Annotated in this window: 20 protein-coding genes; 16 read left to right on the plus strand and 4 right to left on the minus strand. The window is 55.2% G+C overall.

Annotated elements, in window-relative coordinates; translation table 11 throughout:
* Positions 1-110: 110 nt before the first annotated feature.
* Positions 111-596: a DUF305 domain-containing protein gene (locus ACFOOP_RS12930; protein ID WP_379881565.1), complete on the plus strand. Its 486-nt coding sequence runs from the start codon at positions 111-113 to the stop codon at positions 594-596.
* 43 nt (positions 597-639) lie between these two features.
* Complete coding sequence (locus ACFOOP_RS12935) at positions 640-1,368, plus strand: MauE/DoxX family redox-associated membrane protein (RefSeq protein ID WP_379881415.1); 729 nt, start codon at positions 640-642, stop codon at positions 1,366-1,368.
* Positions 1,369-1,384: 16 nt separating this feature from the next.
* Here ACFOOP_RS12935 and ACFOOP_RS12940 read toward each other — a convergent pair whose 3' ends face one another.
* The 4 genes from ACFOOP_RS12940 to cysD form a co-directional block, all read right to left on the minus strand.
* Positions 1,385-2,521, minus strand: coding sequence for a serine hydrolase domain-containing protein (locus ACFOOP_RS12940; RefSeq protein ID WP_379881417.1), 1,137 nt, complete (start codon positions 2,519-2,521; stop codon positions 1,385-1,387).
* Positions 2,522-2,770: 249 nt separating this feature from the next.
* On the minus strand, positions 2,771-4,744 hold the full coding sequence (locus tag ACFOOP_RS12945; protein ID WP_379881419.1) for an acyltransferase family protein: 1,974 nt from the start codon (positions 4,742-4,744) through the stop codon (positions 2,771-2,773).
* Between the two features lie 71 nt (positions 4,745-4,815).
* On the minus strand, positions 4,816-6,720 hold the full coding sequence (gene cysN / locus ACFOOP_RS12950) for a sulfate adenylyltransferase subunit CysN (protein WP_379881421.1): 1,905 nt from the start codon (positions 6,718-6,720) through the stop codon (positions 4,816-4,818).
* A complete protein-coding gene (gene cysD, locus ACFOOP_RS12955; protein ID WP_379881566.1) occupies positions 6,720-7,706 on the minus strand; it encodes a sulfate adenylyltransferase subunit CysD in 987 nt (328 codons plus the stop codon). Before cysD ends, cysN begins: the two co-directional genes overlap by 1 nt.
* A gap of 355 nt (positions 7,707-8,061) precedes the next feature.
* Between cysD and ACFOOP_RS12960 the strand changes: the two genes are divergently transcribed.
* The 14 genes from ACFOOP_RS12960 to folE all read left to right on the plus strand — a co-directional run bounded on the left by ACFOOP_RS12960 (position 8,062) and on the right by folE (position 18,364).
* Positions 8,062-8,649 carry a GbsR/MarR family transcriptional regulator gene (locus ACFOOP_RS12960; protein WP_379881423.1) on the plus strand — a complete coding sequence of 196 codons (588 nt, stop codon included), beginning with the start codon at positions 8,062-8,064 and terminating at the stop codon, positions 8,647-8,649.
* Between the two features lie 37 nt (positions 8,650-8,686).
* Complete coding sequence (locus ACFOOP_RS12965; protein WP_379881425.1) at positions 8,687-9,202, plus strand: DUF3429 domain-containing protein; 516 nt, start codon at positions 8,687-8,689, stop codon at positions 9,200-9,202.
* Entirely contained in the window at positions 9,199-9,735 is a 537-nt protein-coding gene (locus ACFOOP_RS12970) for a hypothetical protein (protein WP_379881427.1), read from the plus strand. The genes ACFOOP_RS12965 and ACFOOP_RS12970 overlap by 4 nt, the downstream gene beginning before the upstream one ends.
* Positions 9,736-9,767: 32 nt before the next feature.
* Positions 9,768-10,811 carry a metallophosphoesterase family protein gene (locus ACFOOP_RS12975; RefSeq protein WP_379881429.1) on the plus strand — a complete coding sequence of 348 codons (1,044 nt, stop codon included), beginning with the start codon at positions 9,768-9,770 and terminating at the stop codon, positions 10,809-10,811.
* Positions 10,812-10,862: 51 nt separating this feature from the next.
* The gene (locus ACFOOP_RS12980) at positions 10,863-11,612 is read left to right on the plus strand and encodes a sulfite exporter TauE/SafE family protein (RefSeq protein ID WP_379881431.1); all 750 of its coding nucleotides are present in this window, start codon (positions 10,863-10,865) and stop codon (positions 11,610-11,612) included.
* 142 nt (positions 11,613-11,754) lie between these two features.
* Positions 11,755-13,296, plus strand: a complete 1,542-nt coding sequence (locus ACFOOP_RS12985; protein WP_379881433.1) for an MmgE/PrpD family protein — start codon at positions 11,755-11,757, stop codon at positions 13,294-13,296.
* Positions 13,297-13,309: 13 nt separating this feature from the next.
* Positions 13,310-13,690, plus strand: a complete 381-nt coding sequence (locus ACFOOP_RS12990; RefSeq protein WP_379881434.1) for a VOC family protein — start codon at positions 13,310-13,312, stop codon at positions 13,688-13,690.
* Positions 13,690-14,103 carry a nuclear transport factor 2 family protein gene (locus tag ACFOOP_RS12995; protein WP_379881436.1) on the plus strand — a complete coding sequence of 138 codons (414 nt, stop codon included), beginning with the start codon at positions 13,690-13,692 and terminating at the stop codon, positions 14,101-14,103. Before ACFOOP_RS12990 ends, ACFOOP_RS12995 begins: the two co-directional genes overlap by 1 nt.
* A complete protein-coding gene (locus ACFOOP_RS13000; protein WP_379881438.1) occupies positions 14,103-14,597 on the plus strand; it encodes a YybH family protein in 495 nt (164 codons plus the stop codon). Before ACFOOP_RS12995 ends, ACFOOP_RS13000 begins: the two co-directional genes overlap by 1 nt.
* 120 nt (positions 14,598-14,717) lie before the next feature.
* Positions 14,718-15,629 (plus strand): methylisocitrate lyase, encoded by a 912-nt coding sequence (prpB, locus tag ACFOOP_RS13005; RefSeq protein ID WP_379881439.1) that lies wholly within the window; start codon positions 14,718-14,720, stop codon positions 15,627-15,629.
* 187 nt (positions 15,630-15,816) lie between these two features.
* A complete protein-coding gene (locus ACFOOP_RS13010) occupies positions 15,817-16,158 on the plus strand; it encodes a hypothetical protein (RefSeq protein ID WP_379881441.1) in 342 nt (113 codons plus the stop codon).
* Positions 16,159-16,274: 116 nt separating this feature from the next.
* Complete coding sequence (locus ACFOOP_RS13015; protein WP_379881442.1) at positions 16,275-16,610, plus strand: antibiotic biosynthesis monooxygenase family protein; 336 nt, start codon at positions 16,275-16,277, stop codon at positions 16,608-16,610.
* A gap of 12 nt (positions 16,611-16,622) precedes the next feature.
* Positions 16,623-17,759: a bifunctional 2-methylcitrate synthase/citrate synthase gene (locus ACFOOP_RS13020; protein WP_379881444.1), complete on the plus strand. Its 1,137-nt coding sequence runs from the start codon at positions 16,623-16,625 to the stop codon at positions 17,757-17,759.
* Between the two features lie 8 nt (positions 17,760-17,767).
* Positions 17,768-18,364 (plus strand): GTP cyclohydrolase I FolE, encoded by a 597-nt coding sequence (gene folE, locus ACFOOP_RS13025; RefSeq protein WP_379881446.1) that lies wholly within the window; start codon positions 17,768-17,770, stop codon positions 18,362-18,364.
* Positions 18,365-18,371: the final 7 nt, after the last annotated feature.

The following is an 18,371-nucleotide window of genomic DNA, read 5'->3' on the forward strand; positions in this document are numbered from 1 at the left end:
AAGATAACTCGCGGAACTTCTGGCCCTCTATTGCTGTTTCATTAAATGAAGCAATTTAAGGGGCATGTCGCTTGAATAAGAAAAACGGAAAATACCTGCGGTTCGGCGCCATGATCCTCACCTCCATGGCGGTGATGTTCGCCTTTATGTATCTGAACACCTATGCGCTGAACCACATCCATTTTAGCGAGACCAGATTTTATATGACGCTGATCATGGGCGCCGCCATGAGCGTTATAATGCTGCTCTACATGATCGGCATGTACGAAAACAAAAGGCTGAATACTTTCATATTCACGGGAAGCCTTATCGTTTTTTTTGCGGCGCTGTTGCTTGTTCGGTCACAGGCGTTCGTCGGCGACCGTTCTTATATGACGGGTATGATCCCACATCATTCCATTGCCATTTTAACAAGCGAACGCGCGAACATCGAGGATGTACGCGTACGCGAACTGGCTGACGGCATCATCAAAGCTCAGCGCAAAGAGATAAAAGAAATGGAATGGCTTATTGATGACATTGCGACCAATGGCGCTGCGAAAACACAAAGTGAAGCCCAGGCGCGCCCTGTCCCGGATTTTGATGGCGAGGTATAGGAAATAAAAAATGCTTGATAAAACAGGCCCAAAAGACACCAGTATGAAGCAGGCTAAGTTATACCGCATGGTCACGCCCGATCACATCTGTCCGTTCGGGCTTAAGTCGAGAGCATTGTTAAAGCGCCGAGGCTATGAGGTAGAGGATTATCACCTGCGCTCCCGCGATAGCACCGATAAATTCAAAGAAAAATACGGCGTTTCCACAACGCCGCAGACTTTCATCAACGGTGAGCGTATCGGCGGATATGATGAGCTGAAAAATTTTTTCGGCCTTGGCGTCCCAGACCCGGACAAGAAAACCTATGCGCCGGTGATCGCGATTTTTGCGATGGCGCTGGCGATGGCGGCTGCGGCGCGGCTTGCGCTTGGTCAGGGTGTATTCGGAATGCGCACGCTTGAATGGTTTATCGCATTTTCCATGTGCTTGCTGGCTGTGCAGAAATTGCGTGATCTGCGCGCCTTTTCAAATCAGTTTCTCGGTTATGATCTTCTGGCGCAGCGTTTTGTGCGTTACGCTTATGTCTATCCGTTCGCCGAAGCGCTGGCCGGCGTTCTCATGATCGCCGGAGTAATGATCTGGCTCGCCGCGCCACTCGCGATTTTTATCGGCGGCGTCGGCGCTGTCTCGGTTTTCAAAGCGGTCTACATTGATAAGCGTGATCTGAAATGCGCCTGCGTCGGGGGGAACTCCAATGTGCCGCTCGGCTTCGTATCACTCACCGAAAACCTGATGATGATCGCCATGGGATTTTGGATGCTTGTGAAATAAGCGCCCATTAAATCCGTCAATTTTCGCCGGAAGCGCGCTCTTTCAACATGTCCAACGCCGGGAAGAGATAGGCTCTCAGATTTGCGTCTTCATCGTTGGTGACAAACAGAACCGCCTGTTTGGTGTCAGGAAACAACAGGAGCGCCGAACGGAAGCCATCATCCCAGCCGAAATGGCGGACCATGCGGGCGCGGCCAGGCCGGTTTTCGACAACCCAGCCCATCGCGCCCGATTCCGCGTTTTCTTCGTCGATCATCCAGCGCGGCGCCCACATGTCAGCCAGAGTCTCGGCATTCAGAACATGGGTCTCGCCAAGCGATCCGCCGGCCAGCAAGGCCTGTGCAAAAGGTGCGAAAGACATGACGCTTGTATTCAATGTCGAGCTGGGTCCGTGTCGGCGATTGTAGGGATAGTGTTCAATCCTGTGCTTCTCTCCCCTGGCGCCGGCATGGCCAACAGTTCGCAGTGCTTTTTCCGTATCGGGATAGATAAAACTTGCGCTTTTCATGCCGAGCGGTTCGAAAATATTGGCGCTCATATACTCTTCGAATGACATTCCGGAAATGCGTTCAATGACGGCGCCGAGAATTTCGTAACCTACATTCGAATATTTTCGTTCTGTCCCCGGGTCGAACAAAAGATCGCGCGGTGAATCCGTCAGCGCCCATCGCATGAGCGCTTCCTCATCATATTCCGGCTTGTCCCAATTATAGTCCTCCACATCAGGAATGCCGGACGTATGAAGCAGAATTTGCCGGATGGTGATGTCGCGCTGGCGCGGGTCAGTGATGCGATAATCGGGGAGAATTTCGACAAGATTCGCGTCAAGAGAGAGTTGTCCGCGTTCGGATAGCTGCATAATCGCTGTAGCGACGAGTGGCTTTGATACCGACGCCCAGTGGAAAATATGATTTGGTGTGATGGGTGCGCCGCCGCCGAGTTCGGTTTCGCCAAAACCTTTAGCGTATATCAATTCGCCGTCATCAATCAGGGCCGTGGCGAAGCCAACCGCACCGTCCTCAAGACGTGCGGCTTCCAGCGTTGACGTAAATTCAGGAATGTCAGGCGCAGCTTTCGGCGCGGTTGATGTACAAGCCTGCACATGAGCGAACGCAATCGCACTTATAAAGAAAGTCTTGAAAAGCCTGGCCATACCGCCTCCTGCACTTTTTATTCTTTTTATGGCGCAGGGAAGCGGTTGCAATCGCTTTATGACGAAGCGAGGCTAGGTTGGGGCAGACTGTGAAGTTTAACCCGCCTGATACCCTTTATCCTGGAGATACTCGACGATCCGGCTCGTGGCGGCCTCTGGCGTGTCGAGATCGATCTTGTGCTTTTCGCTTTTGGCGCCGGTAGTAAATGGCGAGTAGGTTAAACGGAGGCCAAGGTTACAACAACTTTCCTAAGGCGCCGATTTTGAAAGAGGGCGCGTTTTCAACAAAACTTCGGATAGTTCAATTTTATCCGAAAAATAGCTTTGTCCATAGGTTGACCAATGCCCATGATCGTAAACCAACAAACGGGATTGTTGGTCAATCACATCGCATGTCTGTGCATCATCGTCGCATACAAAGTCGTTGATATCGATGTAATGAACGCCTAGCGCCTTGGCTTTTCTCTCAAGAGCCTTGTTTACTGGGTCCACTTTGCCGGCCAGGCGGGCGCTGTAAGCAGCCGCGTTGACGCGCCCACGGTTGAAGTTTGTAAACGATCTCGCGGCGACGAGTGGAAGATCCTTCCACTCGACCTTTCGACTGACAATAAAAAGATTGCATTCAGGGTTGGCGATTTTGCACCATTCATAAAACTCATCGATATCTTTGATTGTCTCCATAACCCATCGGTTGTCGAGAATGATATATTTCGCGGCCGCGATTTTCGTTCTTAAGTCGTTTAAGCGCTTAGAATCTCTCTGGCAGAGCTTGGTCATAAGCGCTGCGCGCGGATAAGGGTTCTTGTTCAGATGCTGCATGCAGCTATCGTCAAAATATTGCGCGCCCACTGTGAAACCGGACTTTTTGAGCGGTTCGCTCACTGCGCCAAAAAGATCGCCCATATAGGAGTCCCCAACGAGCAATACATAATTGTCGCCTGGATTCTTTCCTTTATCGGCAACAGCCTTTCGCGCCAGTTGCTGAGTAGCGGCGCTTTGATTTTCCCAGTTGTTGCCCAGCGCCATCCGAATTTGTTCCGGCATTCTCCAAAGCCATCCGCTGTTAGCCCATGCATTTGACGCGGGTAAAACAAGGACAAGGGCGAAAAGGGCGCAAGCGAGTCCGAAATCACTTTCTTTGTCAGAAAGAGTGCGTGAGGTTCGCCGGAACGGTTGCTCAATAAATTTATACATCAGTGATGCGCCGGCAAACATGAGCAGCAACAGCGTTGTGACAACCCAGGGATTGCTGATGTCATCGATGCGGTAAATTGTGAATACGATGAGCGGCCAGTGAATAAGATAGAGCGAGTAACTGATCTTTCCGGTCCAGACCGCGACAGGATTATTGAGTATTCGGCCTGTGTAACGCGCCTGACCGGCATAGATAAGCAATGCAGCGCCGAGGCAAGGAAGCAGCGCATTATAGTAAGGAAAGATGATCCCTTCTGAATATGTGCAGATAGACCAGGCCACCATCCCCAAACCAAGCGCAGCAAGGGGCTCTAAAAGGAGTTTGTTCTTTGGTTGTATGCGTGCAACCCATACAAGAGCGGCGCCAATGGCGAATTCAAAAACCCGAAATGGAGCGAGGTAAAAAATTGTAGAGGAGCCGTCAGAAAACCATTCTGCGATTTTTGGGGCGGCGGCGCGCAAGATTCCAACGTCGCCATCGTAGAACATCGCATTCAGCAGGAAGCTGAATAATCCAATGCCGACAATGGCCGCTACTGCGCCATATCGGGGCGACTTGCACATTGCGATCACGATAAGAAGCGGCCAGACAACGTAAAATTGCTCTTCAACGCCAAGCGACCACGTATGCAGAAGCGGTTTGAACTCAGCGCTGGTGTCAAAATAACCTGCTTCGCGCCAGAAGAAAAAATTTGATGTGCTTAAAAGCGTATGGATCGTGGCGCCGCCGAGACGCTCAAGATGTGGAGGGATGAAAACAAAAGCGGCAAAACAAAATGTAACAAAAACAATAAAGAACAGGGCAGGAAATAGTCTTCGTGCGCGTCGTAGATAAAAGTTTTTGAAACTGAAGCCGCCCGTTGATTTTACCTCATCTACAATAAGGCGTGTGATGAGGAAGCCGCTTATAACAAAAAAGATATCCACGCCGACATATCCGCCGGCGAGGCCCGCAACATTTAAATGAAAAAGTGTAACCGCCATGACAGCGATCGCACGAAGGCCGTCGATATCAGGACGGTAAGTCATATTTTATATTTCGAAACAACCTGACTGGAGAGGTTGTTTAATGCGTTTCCTGTTGGTTTTGCAATCCTTTTCTAGCCAGCCAGATAGCCCTTGTCCTGGAGATATTCGACGATGCGCGTCGCGGCGATTTCAGCGGCGACTTCTGATGTGTCGAGATCGATCTCGGCGTGTTCGGGCGCTTCATAGTCGCTGTCGATGCCGGTGAAGTTCTTGATCTCGCCGCGGCGGGCGCGGGCGTAGAGCCCTTTGACATCCCGCTGTTCGCAGACTTCGAGCGGCGTCGAAATGTAAACCTCTATAAATTCACCGTCTTCAAGCAGCTCGCGCGCCATGCGCCGCTCGCTCTGGAAAGGCGAAATGAATGAAACGAGAACGATGAGCCCGGCGTCCACCATCAGGCGAGCGGACTCGCCAACGCGGCGGATATTCTCGACACGGTCGGCGTCAGTAAAACCGAGATCCTTGTTCAGTCCGTGGCGGACATTATCGCCGTCGAGCGTATAAGTGTGGCGGCCCATGTCATGCAGCCGTTTTTCGACAAGGTTTGCAACCGTCGACTTGCCCGATCCGGAAAGCCCGGTGAACCAGAGGACGCAAGGTTTCTGATGTTTGGCGCTGGCGCGGACGCCCTTGTTAACGTCAAGATCCTGCCAGTGAACGTTCTTCGCTCGGCGCAATGAGAAGTCGATCATACCGGCGCCGATAGTGGCGTTGGTGCGCCGGTCGATCAGGATGAAGGCGCCGGTGCGGCGGTTGTCTTTATAGCTGTCAAACGCGATCGGCTGCGCCAGATTGAAATTACAAAAGCCGACTTCATTGAGTTCAAGCGTCTTGCCGGACATATGCTCCAGCGTATTGACGTTGACCTTGTGCTTCAGCTCGGTGACGGTCACGGGCACCATCCGGTTGGCGGTCTTCAGAAGATATTGCCGCCCCGGATAGAGTTCTTCTTCCGCCATCCAGAGTAAATGCGCGGCGAATTGATCGGTTTGTTCCGCCGGCGCCTTGCCGGCGCAGATAACGTCGCCGCGGGAAATATCGATCTCGTCTTCGAGCGTCACCGTCACCGCCATATCGGGGCGCGCTTCGGCAAGGTCGCCATCCATGGTGACGATGGATTTCACTTTCGAGCGCTTGGCGGACGGCAGGACGACAATTTCCTCACCGGGCTTGATTACGCCGCTGGCGACGGTGCCGGAAAAGCCGCGGAAATCGAGATTAGGCCGGTTCACCCACTGCACGGGCAGGCGGAAGGGTTTGTCGGAAAGCGCGCCGCGTACTTTCACGCTTTCAAGATAGGGCAGGATCGCAGGGCCGTTATGCCACGGCGTTTCCTTGCTCTTCTTGGTGATGTTGACGCCTTCAAGCGCGGACATCGGAATGCAGACAATCGACTCAAACCCAAGATCTTTGGCGAAGGCGCGGTATTCGGCTTCGATCTTGTCAAAGGTCGTTTCCGAATAGTCCACAAGGTCCATCTTGTTGATGGCGATGACGACGTGACGAATGCCGAGCAGGGAGACGATATAGGAATGGCGCCGGGTCTGGGTCAGCATGCCCCTGCGCGCATCGATGAGAATGACGGCGAGATCGGCCGTAGATGCGCCGGTCGCCATGTTGCGGGTATATTGTTCATGGCCCGGCGTGTCGGCGACGATGAATTTGCGCTTTTCCGTTGAGAAAAAGCGATAGGCGACGTCAATGGTGATGCCTTGTTCGCGTTCGGCGGCGAGGCCGTCGACGAGCAAGGCGAAATCGATCTTCTCGCCTTGTGTGCCATGTTTTTTCGTATCGCTTTCGAGCGCCGAAATCTGGTCGTCGTAAAGCATTTTGGAATCGTAGAGGAGGCGGCCGATGAGAGTCGACTTGCCGTCATCAACGGAACCGCAGGTGATAAAACGCAACATCGACTTGCGCTCATGGGCGGCGAGATAATCGAGAACATTGTCGGAGGGTTTCAAAGAGGTGACGGACATTAGAAATAGCCCTCCTGTTTCTTCTTCTCCATACTGGCCGCCTGGTCGTGGTCGATGACCCGGCCCTCACGCTCCGAGGTGGTGGCGAGCAGCATTTCCTGAATGATTTCGGGTAGGGTGGTCGCCTTGGAGCGCACAGCGCCCGTAAGCGGATAGCAACCCAGCGTGCGAAAACGCACCATCTCCATTTTCGGCGTGACGCCATCAAGCGGCATGCGGTCGTCATCGACCATGATGAGGGCGCCGTCGCGCTCAACCACCGGACGTTCGCCCGCAAAATAAAGCGGTACGATTGGAATGTTCTCGCGGTAGATATATTGCCAGATGTCCAGTTCGGTCCAGTTGGAGAGCGGGAAGACGCGGATCGATTCACCGGGCGCGATGCGCGTGTTGTAAAGGCTCCAAAGCTCAGGGCGCTGATTTTTCGGGTCCCAGCGATGTTCGCGCGAGCGGAACGAGAAAATGCGTTCCTTTGCGCGGGATTTTTCTTCATCGCGCCGGGCGCCGCCAAAGGCTGCGTCGAATTTATATTTGTCGAGGGCCTGTTTCAGGCCCTGGGTCTTCATAATGTCGGTGTGGAGTTGCGATCCGTGCGTGAACGGGCCGACGCCTTGCTCGACGCCTTCCTGATTGATGTGAACAATCAGATCGAGGCCGAGCTTCGCTACGGTGTCGTCGCGGAACTTGATCATCTCGCGGAACTTCCAGGTGGTGTCCACATGCATGACCGGGAAGGGAGGCTTGGATGGATAAAACGCCTTCATTGCGAGATGCAGCATCACCGCCGAGTCCTTACCCACGGAATAGAGCATCACCGGGTTTTCCGCTTCGGCGGCGACTTCGCGCATGATGTGGATCGATTCCGCTTCGAGCCGGTCGAGATGGGTCATCGTTTCGGAAGGGATGGCCGGCGCTCTGGAAGGCGCTTCGTCATTTGCGGCGGGCTTGGGCGCTTTCGCCGGAGAGGGAGCGACGCCGGCTTCCATTTCCGATAGGCGCGTGCGGGCAGTCTCCAGCGTTCTCAGCGTACACTGCCCGCCAGCTTCGAGCCGGGCGATGGCTTTGCCGTCATTGAAGAGCTTGCGGCTCACGGTGGAAAGGGAGAGGCCGGTTAAATCTGCGGCGGCCCGGGCGCGGGTGATAAGCGTATCGATCTCTGACATTGGGAACCTTCCCACGTAAAATTCATTGTGCGCTGCGATATGTGACCACAATTTCGTGGGAGAGGCAAGTTCAGCAAGCCGAAAATCTGTATATGTGGATGAAACATGCGTAATCGTAGGTACTTTCCCACGATAATTTGACCTTGAAATACTTTCGTGAATAACATAAATTTCTGTTATGACAGAAATTACTGAAAATAAGATCGAGATTAGCCCGGCCATCCAGCGCTTCATTCTGCATTGGGGCGATATGGGCGGGCAATGGGGCGTCAATCGTTCGGTGGCGCAGATCCACGCCTTGCTGCTTGTCAGCGACAAGCCTCTGAACGCTGAAGAGATCGCCGAAGCGCTTGGGCTCGCGCGCTCCAATGTGTCGAACTCCATCAAGGAATTGCTGACCTGGAGCCTTGTGAAGCGGGCGCCGACGGCGGGCGATCGGCGCGACCACTTCGAGGCGGAAAGCGACATGTGGGAGATGGTTTCGCGCATTGTCGCCATGCGCAAGGCGCGTGAGCTCGATCCCGCAGCGCAAGTGCTGGGCGCCTGTCTCTCCGACGCAAAGGAAGACCCGAATGCGGGCGCCGCCGCGGTCCAGCGCCTCAGCGATCTTCAAGACCTGATCGCGCTGTTGAACGGCTGGTACGACCAGATGAACAAGGTGCCGAAATCGACCTTACTGCCGCTCATCCGTATGGGAACAAAAGCGGTCGATGTGATCGCGCCTTTTGTGAAGAAAGAAAAGGCCGGGAAAAAGACGACGCATTAACGCACCGCCGAAGCCCGGCAAGCCAGAGGAGGCTATCATGGGTTACACGGATGTACTCGAACTTCGCCGCTTTGGACGCAAAGCGGATGTTCGTCGCGCATCAAAAGCTGAGGGACCGGACACCGGCGCCGCTCAGCTTCTGGCTTACCTTGCTTCCGCGCCGCTGATTTCAGCGGCCCTCATCATCGTTGCGGGAGGGGAAAACGCCGTGTTTGCTGCTCAATTTATGAGCCTTTACGGCGCGGCGATGATTGTCTTTTTCGGCGGCGTGCGTTGGGGTGTCGCGGTGATGAAGGAAGGCGGGCCAACCATGCGCGCGCTTCTCGGCGCCGCCTTACCCTTGCTGGCGGCGTTGCCGCTGTTTGTCCCTGTCGCTGGCGTCTACTGGAAATTCGCTGCGATCATGATTGTCACGGCGCTGCTTCTTATCGATGACCTTAATGCGACCCGCCGCGGCTCCGGCGCGCCGCACTGGTATCTCGCCGTGCGCCTGCCGCTCACAGTGTTGATCGAGCTTGCGTTCCTCATTGCGATGGTGGGGATGGCGAGATGAAGGAAGCTGATGACGAAAGCCTCCAACCGCAACGTGCGATTGATCGCAATGTTGCCCCACAGCGGGCGCTGAATTTTTTCATCTATCTCATAGCCGGACCGCCCATAGGCGCATTGGTGTTTATGGCGTTTCTGTGCGCGATGGCGATTGAAGCAGCTTTTATTACGCCATCACTAACCAGTCCAAGCGTCCCCTCAGAAGCCGCAATTTTGGGGACGTTCGTTTCGCTTATCGCGTTCACGCCAGTCGCATTGATGTTCAGCTACTTCTTTGGCGGTCTTCAGGCGGCGGCGACAGGGCTCTTGCTTATTTTTCTTTCAGATAGACAAGGCAAGTTCAGTTACGGCGCCGCAATGCTGGCGGCGCTCCCGAGCAGTCTTGCCGCGTTGTTCATCATTGGCCGCGACTCTATCGGGTTTGGCGTTGTTGTGGCCCTCATAGGCATGCTTTCCAGCCTTATTCTCCGCCTTATATTCAGGAAAAGATTTGGCCGTCATGTTCCGGAGATTGTCACAAGCCCTGCCGCGGCTTAAGGACAGCATGCAGCTCAAACTGGGGGCAGGGCATGATGACTTTACGCGCTATTGCGGCGGCCAGCTTTTTTGTAACATTGGTGGCATGTACAACTACGCCGAAGGAAACGGCGCCATCTGCGGAGCCATTCTCTTTCGCGGTGATCGGCGACATTCCCTATAATGACGATGACCGGGACGTGTTTGACAATAAGATCGTTCCTGCCATCCAACAGGGCGGCTATCCCTTCGTCATCCATGTCGGCGATTACAAGAGCGGCGGCGCGCCGTGCACGGCGCAGGAAGATGATACGCAAAATGCACTCATCGAAAAGCTCGCGCCGATCCCGGTGTTTTATACGCCCGGCGATAATGAGTGGACGGATTGCGACCGCTTTGTTGATCCCGCCACTGGCAAGCCGCAATCGGAATTACAGCGTCTGGCGCGCCTTAAAGAACTATTCTTTGAAGAACCGGTTGATGCGCCAGAAGCAATGTCTGTGAGGATGCAGCCGGACGCACCGGGAAATGTGATGTGGCGTTACGAGGGTGTGCGTTTCGTGACGGTTCATGTGGTCGGGACAGGCAATGGCCGCCGCGCCGTTGCGGGCGATGATCCGGATGAAGCAGGACCGCTCGCCGATGCGAGAGAACGTGACGCAGTCAACTGGATCACAGCGGCTTCCATCGCGGCGAAGAGCGAAAAGGCCAAAGCGCTCGTCATCGCGATGCATGCGGACATGAGCGACGTAAACCCTGAAAATCTGGGTGTTCCCTGTAACGGCGCTGTGGCTAGCCTCGATGAAACCTGTGATGCGTTTGTTGCCCTTCGGTTGGCGTTGCGAAAGGCCGCAGAAACTTTTGGCGGACCAACGCTGCTCATTCACGGCGACACCGCGCCTTTTACATTGGGTCAGTCATTTGCGGGCGAAGAGTTGGCGAATTTCTGGGTGCTGAACGCCGCCGGCGATCATGGCGTCACCGGAGAAGGCTTTCACTATGGCGTACAGGATTCCACAAGGGTGATTTTCGATCCTTCCGCATCAAACCCTTTCGATGCATGGGGGATTGCGACCGGACAACGCGCCAAGCAGTAAAGCCCGAAAAGGTCTATAGCGCTCGCCCGATGAAAGCGCTAAGGCCGGTTCATGGAAATTGACGTCTGGAAAACTGCATTGCTCTTCGCCGCCGGGGTCGCCTCGGGCTGGATCAATGTGCTTGCCGGCGGCGGCTCCATCCTCGCTGTGCCGGTGATGGTGTTTCTCGGCATGCCGGGGCCGGTCGCCAACGGCACCAACCGCATTGGCATCATCGCGCAGAACATTGCGGCCGTGACAGGTTTCTTCCGTAAGGGATTTTCAGATTTCAAACTCAGCGCATCGCTTGCGGCCTGCGCCGCCGTCGGCGCTTTCTTCGGCGCGAATGTGGGCGTGAAGCTGGAAGGCGTCTGGTTTGAACGTACGCTCGCCCTGATCATGGTCGCCGTCATGGTCATCATGATGACGGGCGCGGGGCAAAAGCCAGTGGAGGCCGGGGGTAAAGCCAAGAATTTGTTGCTCGGTCATCTTCTGTTTGTCGGCGCCGGGTTCTGGGGCGGCTTTATTCAGATCGGGGTGGGCCTCATTCAGTTGCCTATTCTCAACCGCGTCATGGGGCTCGATCTTGTCCGCGCCAATATGCACAAGGTTTTTGTGGCGCTGGTGTTTTCGATCGTCTCGCTCGCGGTCTTTGCGAGCCAGGTGAAAATCGAGTGGGCGCTGGGAATCGCGCTCGCCGCCGGCTACGCGGTCGGCGGCTGGCTTGGCGCGAACGCCGCTGTGGCGAAAGGCGAGGCGCTGATCAAAAAGATCTTCTATCTGGCGCTGGCCGCGATGGCGGTTAAGTTACTGTTTTTCTGAGAAAAGTTTTCCAGAGGCGTTATGCCGCCTTTTTCCACAGCCTCGATCCTTTGACAGCTTGTCGCAGGCGGCGCAGATAGCGGCCAGCCATTATCGGGCGCCGGAGCCCCGCGCCCCCAGTCCAGAATCAAAGAGGTTATTCATGGAAATCCATGACGTTCGCGCCCATCGCTCCAAAGACAATCTGAAGCGCGAAGACCAGCTCGCCTGGAAAATCGCCGCCGTCGCCGCCGACCCGGTGGAAGTCGACGCTGAAGCGACCGACATGATCATCAACCGCATCATCGACAATGCGTCGGTCGCCATCGCCTCTCTCAACCGCGGCCCGATCAAGTCAGCGCGCGCCATGGCCAACACCCATATGCGCCCGGGCGGCGCCACGCTTTTCGGCTTGCCTGCGGAGCATACGGTTTGTGCTGAATGGGCCGCTTGGGCGAACGGCACGGCGGTGCGTGAACTTGATTATCACGACACGTTTCTCGCCGCCGATTATTCGCATCCGGGCGACAACATTCCGCCGACACTTGCTGTGGCCCAGCAATGCGGCAAAGACGGCAGGGCGCTCATTCGCGGCATCGCCACCGGCTATGAAATTCAGGTAAACCTCGTCAAATCCATTTGTCTTCATGAGCACAAGATCGACCATATCGCTCATATCGGTCCGTCAGCCTCCGCAGCGGTCGGAACGCTCCTCGGGCTTGATACGGAAGTCATCTATCAGTCGGTGCAACAGGGCCTGCACACCACAGTGACGACGCGCCAGTCGCGCAAGGGCGAGATTTCTTCATGGAAGGCGTTCGCGCCAGCTTATGCGGGCAAACTCGCCATTGAAGCGGTGGACCGTTGCATGCGCGGCGAAGGCGCGCCGTCGCCGATCTATGAAGGCGAAGATTCCGTTATTTCCTTCATCCTCAATGGCCGCACCGCGCGCGATAAGGGCGAAAGCCCCTATGAGCCGACCTATCATGTGCCGCTGCCGGGCAAGGGCGAGGCGAAGCGCGCGATTCTTGAAACTTACACCAAGGAGCATTCGGCTGAGTATCAGTCCCAGGCGCTGATCGATCTCGCCTTCCGCATGGGTAAGGAAATCGAAAAGCGCGGCGGCTTCGACAAGGTGAAGTCGATTGTTCTGCATACGTCGCATCACACCCATTACGTGATCGGCACCGGCGCCGGTGATCCGCAGAAGATGGATCCGAACGCGTCTCGTGAAACGCTCGATCACTCGATCATGTATATTTTCGCTGTGGCGCTTCAGGACGGCGAGTGGCACCATGTCCGTTCCTATGCGCCGGAGCGCGCGCAGCGCCCGGACACTGTAAAACTCTGGCACAAGATTTCGACGACGGAAGATCCGGAATGGACCCGCCGTTACCATTCTCAAGACCCGAACGAAAAGGCATTCGGCGCGAAAGTCGTCGTGACGTTTGAAGACGGTTCGGAGCTGGTGGATGAACTCGGCATCGCCAATGCGCACCCATTCGGCGCGCGCCCCTTTGGCCGCGCAGAGTATATCAGGAAATTCAAGATGCTTACGGACGATATTCTGGAAGCCGGCGAAAGCGAACGCTTTCTCGACCTCGTTCAGCAATTGCCGAACCTGTCCGCCGATCAGGTGAAACTGCTCAATCCGGTGGCGCCGAAAGGCTATCTGGTCGAAAATCCTGCGAAAGGTATTTTCTAGCTCGGAGGCCCACATGCTTGCTTATTCAATGGTCGGATCAAACGATTTTGACAAAGCCCGTGCGTTTTACGGGGAATTGCTCGCTGATCTCGGCGCCAAGGAGTTGATGGTCCGGCCTGATGGCGGCGCGGTCTTCTGGGGCCGGGAGCCGGGCAATCCGATGTTCGGCATTTGCAAGCCATGGGACGGCGCCGCCGCTGCCGGTGGCAACGGGACCATGGTCGCCTTCGCCGCGAAGGATCCGGCGCAGGTGAAAGCGCTTTATGAAAAAGCGATTTCGCTGGGCGCGACTGACGAAGGCGAACCAGGCCCCCGGCTGGATGGGCTCTGCTCTTGCGGCTATGTGCGCGACCCTGACGGCAACAAGCTCAACTTCTTCTGCATGGGAAGCTGATGACACCGCAAGACGCATTAAAACGCTGGCATGAGATGGCCGCTTCGCGCGACCTTTCAAAAGTTGGTGAGATCGCCCGCGAAGACGTTTTGTTCCGTTCGCCGGTGGCGCATACGCCGTATCACGGACGTGAAGCGTTGACGCTGGTCCTGTCGACGGTGATCAAAGTGTTTCAGGATTTCACCTATCACCGCCAATTTGTCAGTGAAGACGGCATGAGCGTTGCGCTCGAATTCAGCGCCCATGTGGGCGGCAAACAGCTCAAAGGCGCCGATTTCATCAGGTTCGATGAAAACGGCCTCATCTCCGAGTTCGAAGTGATGATCCGCCCGGCGAGCGGGTTGATGGCGTTGGGGCAGGCCATGGGTGCGGCGCTTGATGGGAAAATGCACATCCTGAGGGGAGCGAAATAATGTCATTGAGAATAATCCTGCTTGGGGCGTTATTGATTTTGTCTGCGTCGTGCGCAGATAAGGAGACGGCGCCGTCTTTCGATGCGAAGGCGGCAATTGATGAAATAGACCTGTTGCGCAGCCAGTTTGAACAGGCCGTCGCCAGCGGCGATCTGGCCGCGCTTGGCGCTCTTGTTTCGCCCGAAGCGGTCATCATCCAGCCCGGCGCCGCCGACTGGAAAGCAATGCAGCAACTCGCAGCAGGCGCTCCATTTCCGCAACAGGCGGAGATCAAGATTACGCCTTTTGAGACGAAAATTGTGAACGCGGAATGGGCATTTGAGCGCGGATCATCGGTTGTCACTTATGTGAATCCGGAAACTGGCGATGAAATGATGCTGCGCGATTCCTATCTGCTCGTTTTCCGGAATGATGGCCAGGGCTGGAAAGTTTATCGGGAAGTCGCCAGCGCCAGCGCGCCGCCTGAGGGCTGGCCTGCTCGTGAACAGCAATGAGCCGCGTTAAAAATAACGAGATATGACGAGCGTCTCGCCGAAGTGAACATTAGCCGGAAGCATTCTTGCTGGCGGAGTATGGTCTGACCGGGCGCAAGCGACAGAAAGACAGAGGTTTAAATGCTATTCACGAAAAAATCCGCCGCTGAAAAACGCGCTGATTTCCGCAAGGGCCTAGCGTCAGGAAAACTGTTACAGTTTCCGGGCGCGTTCAATCCGCTTTGCGCACAAATGATCGAGCAGAAAGGCTTTGACGGCGTCTATATCTCCGGCGCGGTGATGGCGGCCGATCTTTGCCTGCCTGACATTGGCATCGCCACCATGACGGAGTTTGTGGAGCGCGGGCGGCAGATTTCAAGGGTGACGGACCTTCCGTCGTTTATCGACATCGATACCGGCTTTGGCGAGCCCATGGCGGCGGCGCGCACGGTGATGATGATGGAGGAGGCGGGGCTTTCCGGTTGCCATATTGAAGATCAGGTCATGCCGAAACGCTGCGGCCATCTCGACGGCAAGGAAATTGTCTCAACTGAAATTATGGTCCAGCGCGTCAAGGCGGCGGCGGAAGCCAAACGCGATCCGAATTTTGTGTTGATTGCGCGCTCCGATGCGCGCGCAGTGGAGGGGCTGGAAGCGTCTATCGATCGCATGAAAGCCTATGTGGACGCCGGCGCCGATATGATCTTTCCGGAGGCCATGAAATCCGAACAGGAATTCGAAGCGGTGCGCAAAGCCATTGATGTGCCGATCCTCGCGAACATGACCGAGTTCGGCAAAAGCCGTCTTCTGAACAAAAAGGAACTGGAAGCCTTGGGCTTCAATGTTGTGATCTATCCGGTGACGACGTTGCGTCTGGCAATGGGCGCTTGTGACCGCGGTCTTGATGCAATTTTGAAGGACGGTGATCAGAACGGCATTCTCGATCAGATGCAGCATCGCCGCGACCTTTATGACCTTCTGCGCTACCATGATTATAACAAATTCGATGAATCCATCTATAATTTCCAGGTCGGAGATACGCCCTTGGAATGACGCTAAAAAAAATCACTCTTACTGTGAGCTATACTGAAAAAAGCAGTTTTACGCCATTTTTGCTCTTTCATCCGTGGTGAGATCTTGCCTGGCGGGCTTGCAGGCGGGGCGCGCGCGCTTATAGTCTTGGCCAATGCAGCCAAGTGCTTTTTTTGGAATTAGAGATGGCTGGATATGGAGGCGCGAAATGAAAACCTATACCCAAATTTTTCTAACGTCGGTTACAGTTATGTTGTTTTCCGCCGGTTGTGCGACGACCGGTTCAACAGAAAAAATGTCGCTCGCAGAGCGGCGTGCGGCTGTCGACGAGGCTATCGTTGAAGTTGACGGTCAGGAGAAGGCGGTTTCAGACGCTGACTATGACCCTAACGAGATCATTTGCAAAACAGTGAAAAAAACGAGCACCCGTTTAGGCAAATCAAGGGATTGCCGAACAGCGGAAGAGTGGCGGCAGAACATGACTACGGCTACCCGGGCGGTGAATAGCCTTCAAAACAACAAGAGCACTGTCGGCACTAAGATGCAGTAAGGCTATTGGGAATTCTCGCTTGCTGAAATCTAGTCGAGAACGTTTATCTGACCCTAAAAGCCCGGTGAATCCGGGCTTTTTTTATTATTGAATTTGATGCATAAGATCGCGCAATCATGACCAATTTGCGCGCTTTGACGCCTCCCTATTACGCCGTGATTTTTTCGAGCCAGCGAAAGCCGGCCGACGGTGAAGAATATGCAAAGACCGCCGAGTATATGGAGACGCTGGCGAAGACAATGCCTGGCTATCTCGGTATCGAGTCAGCGCGCGGCGAGAGCGGGCTCGGGCTCACAATTTCCTATTGGGATTCCGAAGAAGCAATTGCGAGCTGGAAGAAGCAGGTCGATCACCAGGAGGCGCAACGTCGTGGCCGCAATGAGTGGTACGAAACTTATGATGTGCGCGTCGCCAGAGTTGATCGCGCATACAGTATGAAAAAGGCAAGGTAGGAGAAAAAGAACATGACAAATGCAGAAGTGAAATACGGCCTTGCGGGGGTATTGGCGGACGACACAGCGATCTCGAAAGTGATGCCGGAGATCAATTCGCTCACCTATCGCGGATACAAGGTGCAAGATCTCGCCACGCAATGCCGGTTCGAGGAAGTCGCCTATCTCATCTGGAATGGCGAACTTCCAAACAAAGCGCAACTCGGCGCCTTCAACGCGGCCGAAAAAGCGGAGCGCGGCATTTCCAAAGACCTTCTTTCCGTCATGGAGAAGTTCAACAAAAAAGCGCACCCCATGGATACGCTCAGAACGGCGGTGTCCTTTCTCGGTCAGGAAGACGACACGACCGAAGACTCCTCGCCGGAAGGGTTGATGGAAAAATCCATTCGCATGTATGCGCGCATTCCTGAAATCGTCGCGGCGGATTTCCGCCTGCGCAATGGCAAGGCGCCAATCCCGACGACAAAGGATCTCGCTTTCTCTGAAAACTTCTTTCACATGTGTTTCGGTGAGGTTCCCGCGCCGGAGATCATCAAATGCTTTGACATTTCGATGACGCTTTACGCCGAGCATTCCTTCAACGCCTCGACTTTTACGGCCCGGACCATCGCTTCTTCGACGTCGGACATTTATTCGGCGGTCACCGGCGCCATCGGGTCGCTCAAAGGGCCGCTCCATGGCGGCGCGAACGAGGCCGTGATGCATATGCTGAAAGAGGTCGGCTCGCCGGAAGCCGCCCGGGAATGGATGCTGGACGCGCTGGCCACCAAGAAAAAGATCATGGGCTTTGGCCACAGGGTCTATCGCTCCGGCGACAGCCGGGTGCCCACCATGACCGAAGCCTATAAAAAAATGGTCGACGTGATTGGAACTGTTGAGGCTAAAAACTATTGGGAGATGAGCCGTATTCTCGATGAGACCATGGTGGCTGAAAAAGGGATCTATCCGAATCTCGATTTCCCCGCCGGTCCTGCCTATTATCTTATGGGCTTTGAGATCCCCATGTTCACGCCGATTTTTGTCGTGAGCCGTATCACCGGATGGACCGCCCATGTTATGGAGCAGCTCGCCAACAACAAGCTGATCCGGCCGTTGTCGAATTATAATGGCGCCGCTCAGCGCGATGTCGTCGCCCTTGGCGAGCGATAGGAGGAAAGATGGCGGAAGCACCGCGAGAGAGAACAGAGGAGGAGCGCGAACGTGCGCTGGAGGCTGTGCGCGAGCTTATCCGCTGGATCGGAGACGACCCGAAGCGCGAGGGCCTGAAAGACACGCCGCGCCGCGTCGTCGACGCCTATCTTGAATATTTTCAAGGGTACGATGAGTGCCCGGAGACCTATCTCAAGCGCACCTTTGAGCAAGTCGGCGGCTATGATGAAATTGTCCTGTTGAAGGACATACCGTTTCACTCTCATTGCGAACATCATATGGCGCCCATTCATGGCAAGGCGCATGTGGCGTATTTGCCGACCGACAAGGTGGTGGGCATTTCGAAGCTCGCCCGCGTGGTGAAGGCTTATGCGCGCCGGCTGCAAGTGCAGGAGCGACTGACCGCGGAAATCGCCGATTGCATCCAGAAGGTTCTGGAGCCGCAGGGCGTGGCCGTTGTGATCGAGGCGAGCCATGCCTGCATGACGGCGCGGGGCGTCAACACGCCGGGCGTTTCCATGACAACGAGCCGGATGATGGGCGTTTTCCGCACCGATCAGAAAGCGCGCGAAGAGCTGGTCAAACTGATCGGCCTTGGCGCTTAGAAACTTC

Source organism: Hyphococcus aureus, from assembly GCF_042643165.1.
GTDB lineage: Bacteria > Pseudomonadota > Alphaproteobacteria > Caulobacterales > Parvularculaceae > Hyphococcus > Hyphococcus aureus.

Excerpts from the sequence above, each read along its gene's own strand:
- ACFOOP_RS13010 (WP_379881441.1), top strand. The coding sequence starts at position 15,817 with ATGAAAACCTATACCCAAATTTTTCTAACGTCGGTTACAGTTATGTTG.
- ACFOOP_RS12935 (WP_379881415.1), top strand. The coding sequence starts at position 640 with ATGAAGCAGGCTAAGTTATACCGCATGGTCACGCCCGATCACATCTGT.
- ACFOOP_RS13000 (WP_379881438.1), top strand. The coding sequence starts at position 14,103 with ATGTCATTGAGAATAATCCTGCTTGGGGCGTTATTGATTTTGTCTGCG.
- ACFOOP_RS12930 (WP_379881565.1), top strand. The coding sequence starts at position 111 with ATGATCCTCACCTCCATGGCGGTGATGTTCGCCTTTATGTATCTGAAC.
- ACFOOP_RS12995 (WP_379881436.1), top strand. The coding sequence starts at position 13,690 with ATGACACCGCAAGACGCATTAAAACGCTGGCATGAGATGGCCGCTTCG.
- ACFOOP_RS12970 (WP_379881427.1), top strand. The coding sequence starts at position 9,199 with ATGAAGGAAGCTGATGACGAAAGCCTCCAACCGCAACGTGCGATTGAT.
- folE (WP_379881446.1), top strand. The coding sequence starts at position 17,768 with ATGGCGGAAGCACCGCGAGAGAGAACAGAGGAGGAGCGCGAACGTGCG.
- prpB (WP_379881439.1), top strand. The coding sequence starts at position 14,718 with ATGCTATTCACGAAAAAATCCGCCGCTGAAAAACGCGCTGATTTCCGC.
- ACFOOP_RS12985 (WP_379881433.1), top strand. The coding sequence starts at position 11,755 with ATGGAAATCCATGACGTTCGCGCCCATCGCTCCAAAGACAATCTGAAG.
- cysD (WP_379881566.1), bottom strand. The coding sequence starts at position 7,706 with ATGGAAGCCGGCGTCGCTCCCTCTCCGGCGAAAGCGCCCAAGCCCGCC.
- ACFOOP_RS12975 (WP_379881429.1), top strand. The coding sequence starts at position 9,768 with ATGATGACTTTACGCGCTATTGCGGCGGCCAGCTTTTTTGTAACATTG.
- ACFOOP_RS12980 (WP_379881431.1), top strand. The coding sequence starts at position 10,863 with ATGGAAATTGACGTCTGGAAAACTGCATTGCTCTTCGCCGCCGGGGTC.
- cysN (WP_379881421.1), bottom strand. The coding sequence starts at position 6,720 with ATGTCCGTCACCTCTTTGAAACCCTCCGACAATGTTCTCGATTATCTC.
- ACFOOP_RS12965 (WP_379881425.1), top strand. The coding sequence starts at position 8,687 with ATGGGTTACACGGATGTACTCGAACTTCGCCGCTTTGGACGCAAAGCG.
- ACFOOP_RS12945 (WP_379881419.1), bottom strand. The coding sequence starts at position 4,744 with ATGACTTACCGTCCTGATATCGACGGCCTTCGTGCGATCGCTGTCATG.
- ACFOOP_RS13015 (WP_379881442.1), top strand. The coding sequence starts at position 16,275 with ATGACCAATTTGCGCGCTTTGACGCCTCCCTATTACGCCGTGATTTTT.
- ACFOOP_RS13020 (WP_379881444.1), top strand. The coding sequence starts at position 16,623 with ATGACAAATGCAGAAGTGAAATACGGCCTTGCGGGGGTATTGGCGGAC.
- ACFOOP_RS12940 (WP_379881417.1), bottom strand. The coding sequence starts at position 2,521 with ATGGCCAGGCTTTTCAAGACTTTCTTTATAAGTGCGATTGCGTTCGCT.
- ACFOOP_RS12990 (WP_379881434.1), top strand. The coding sequence starts at position 13,310 with ATGCTTGCTTATTCAATGGTCGGATCAAACGATTTTGACAAAGCCCGT.
- ACFOOP_RS12960 (WP_379881423.1), top strand. The coding sequence starts at position 8,062 with ATGACAGAAATTACTGAAAATAAGATCGAGATTAGCCCGGCCATCCAG.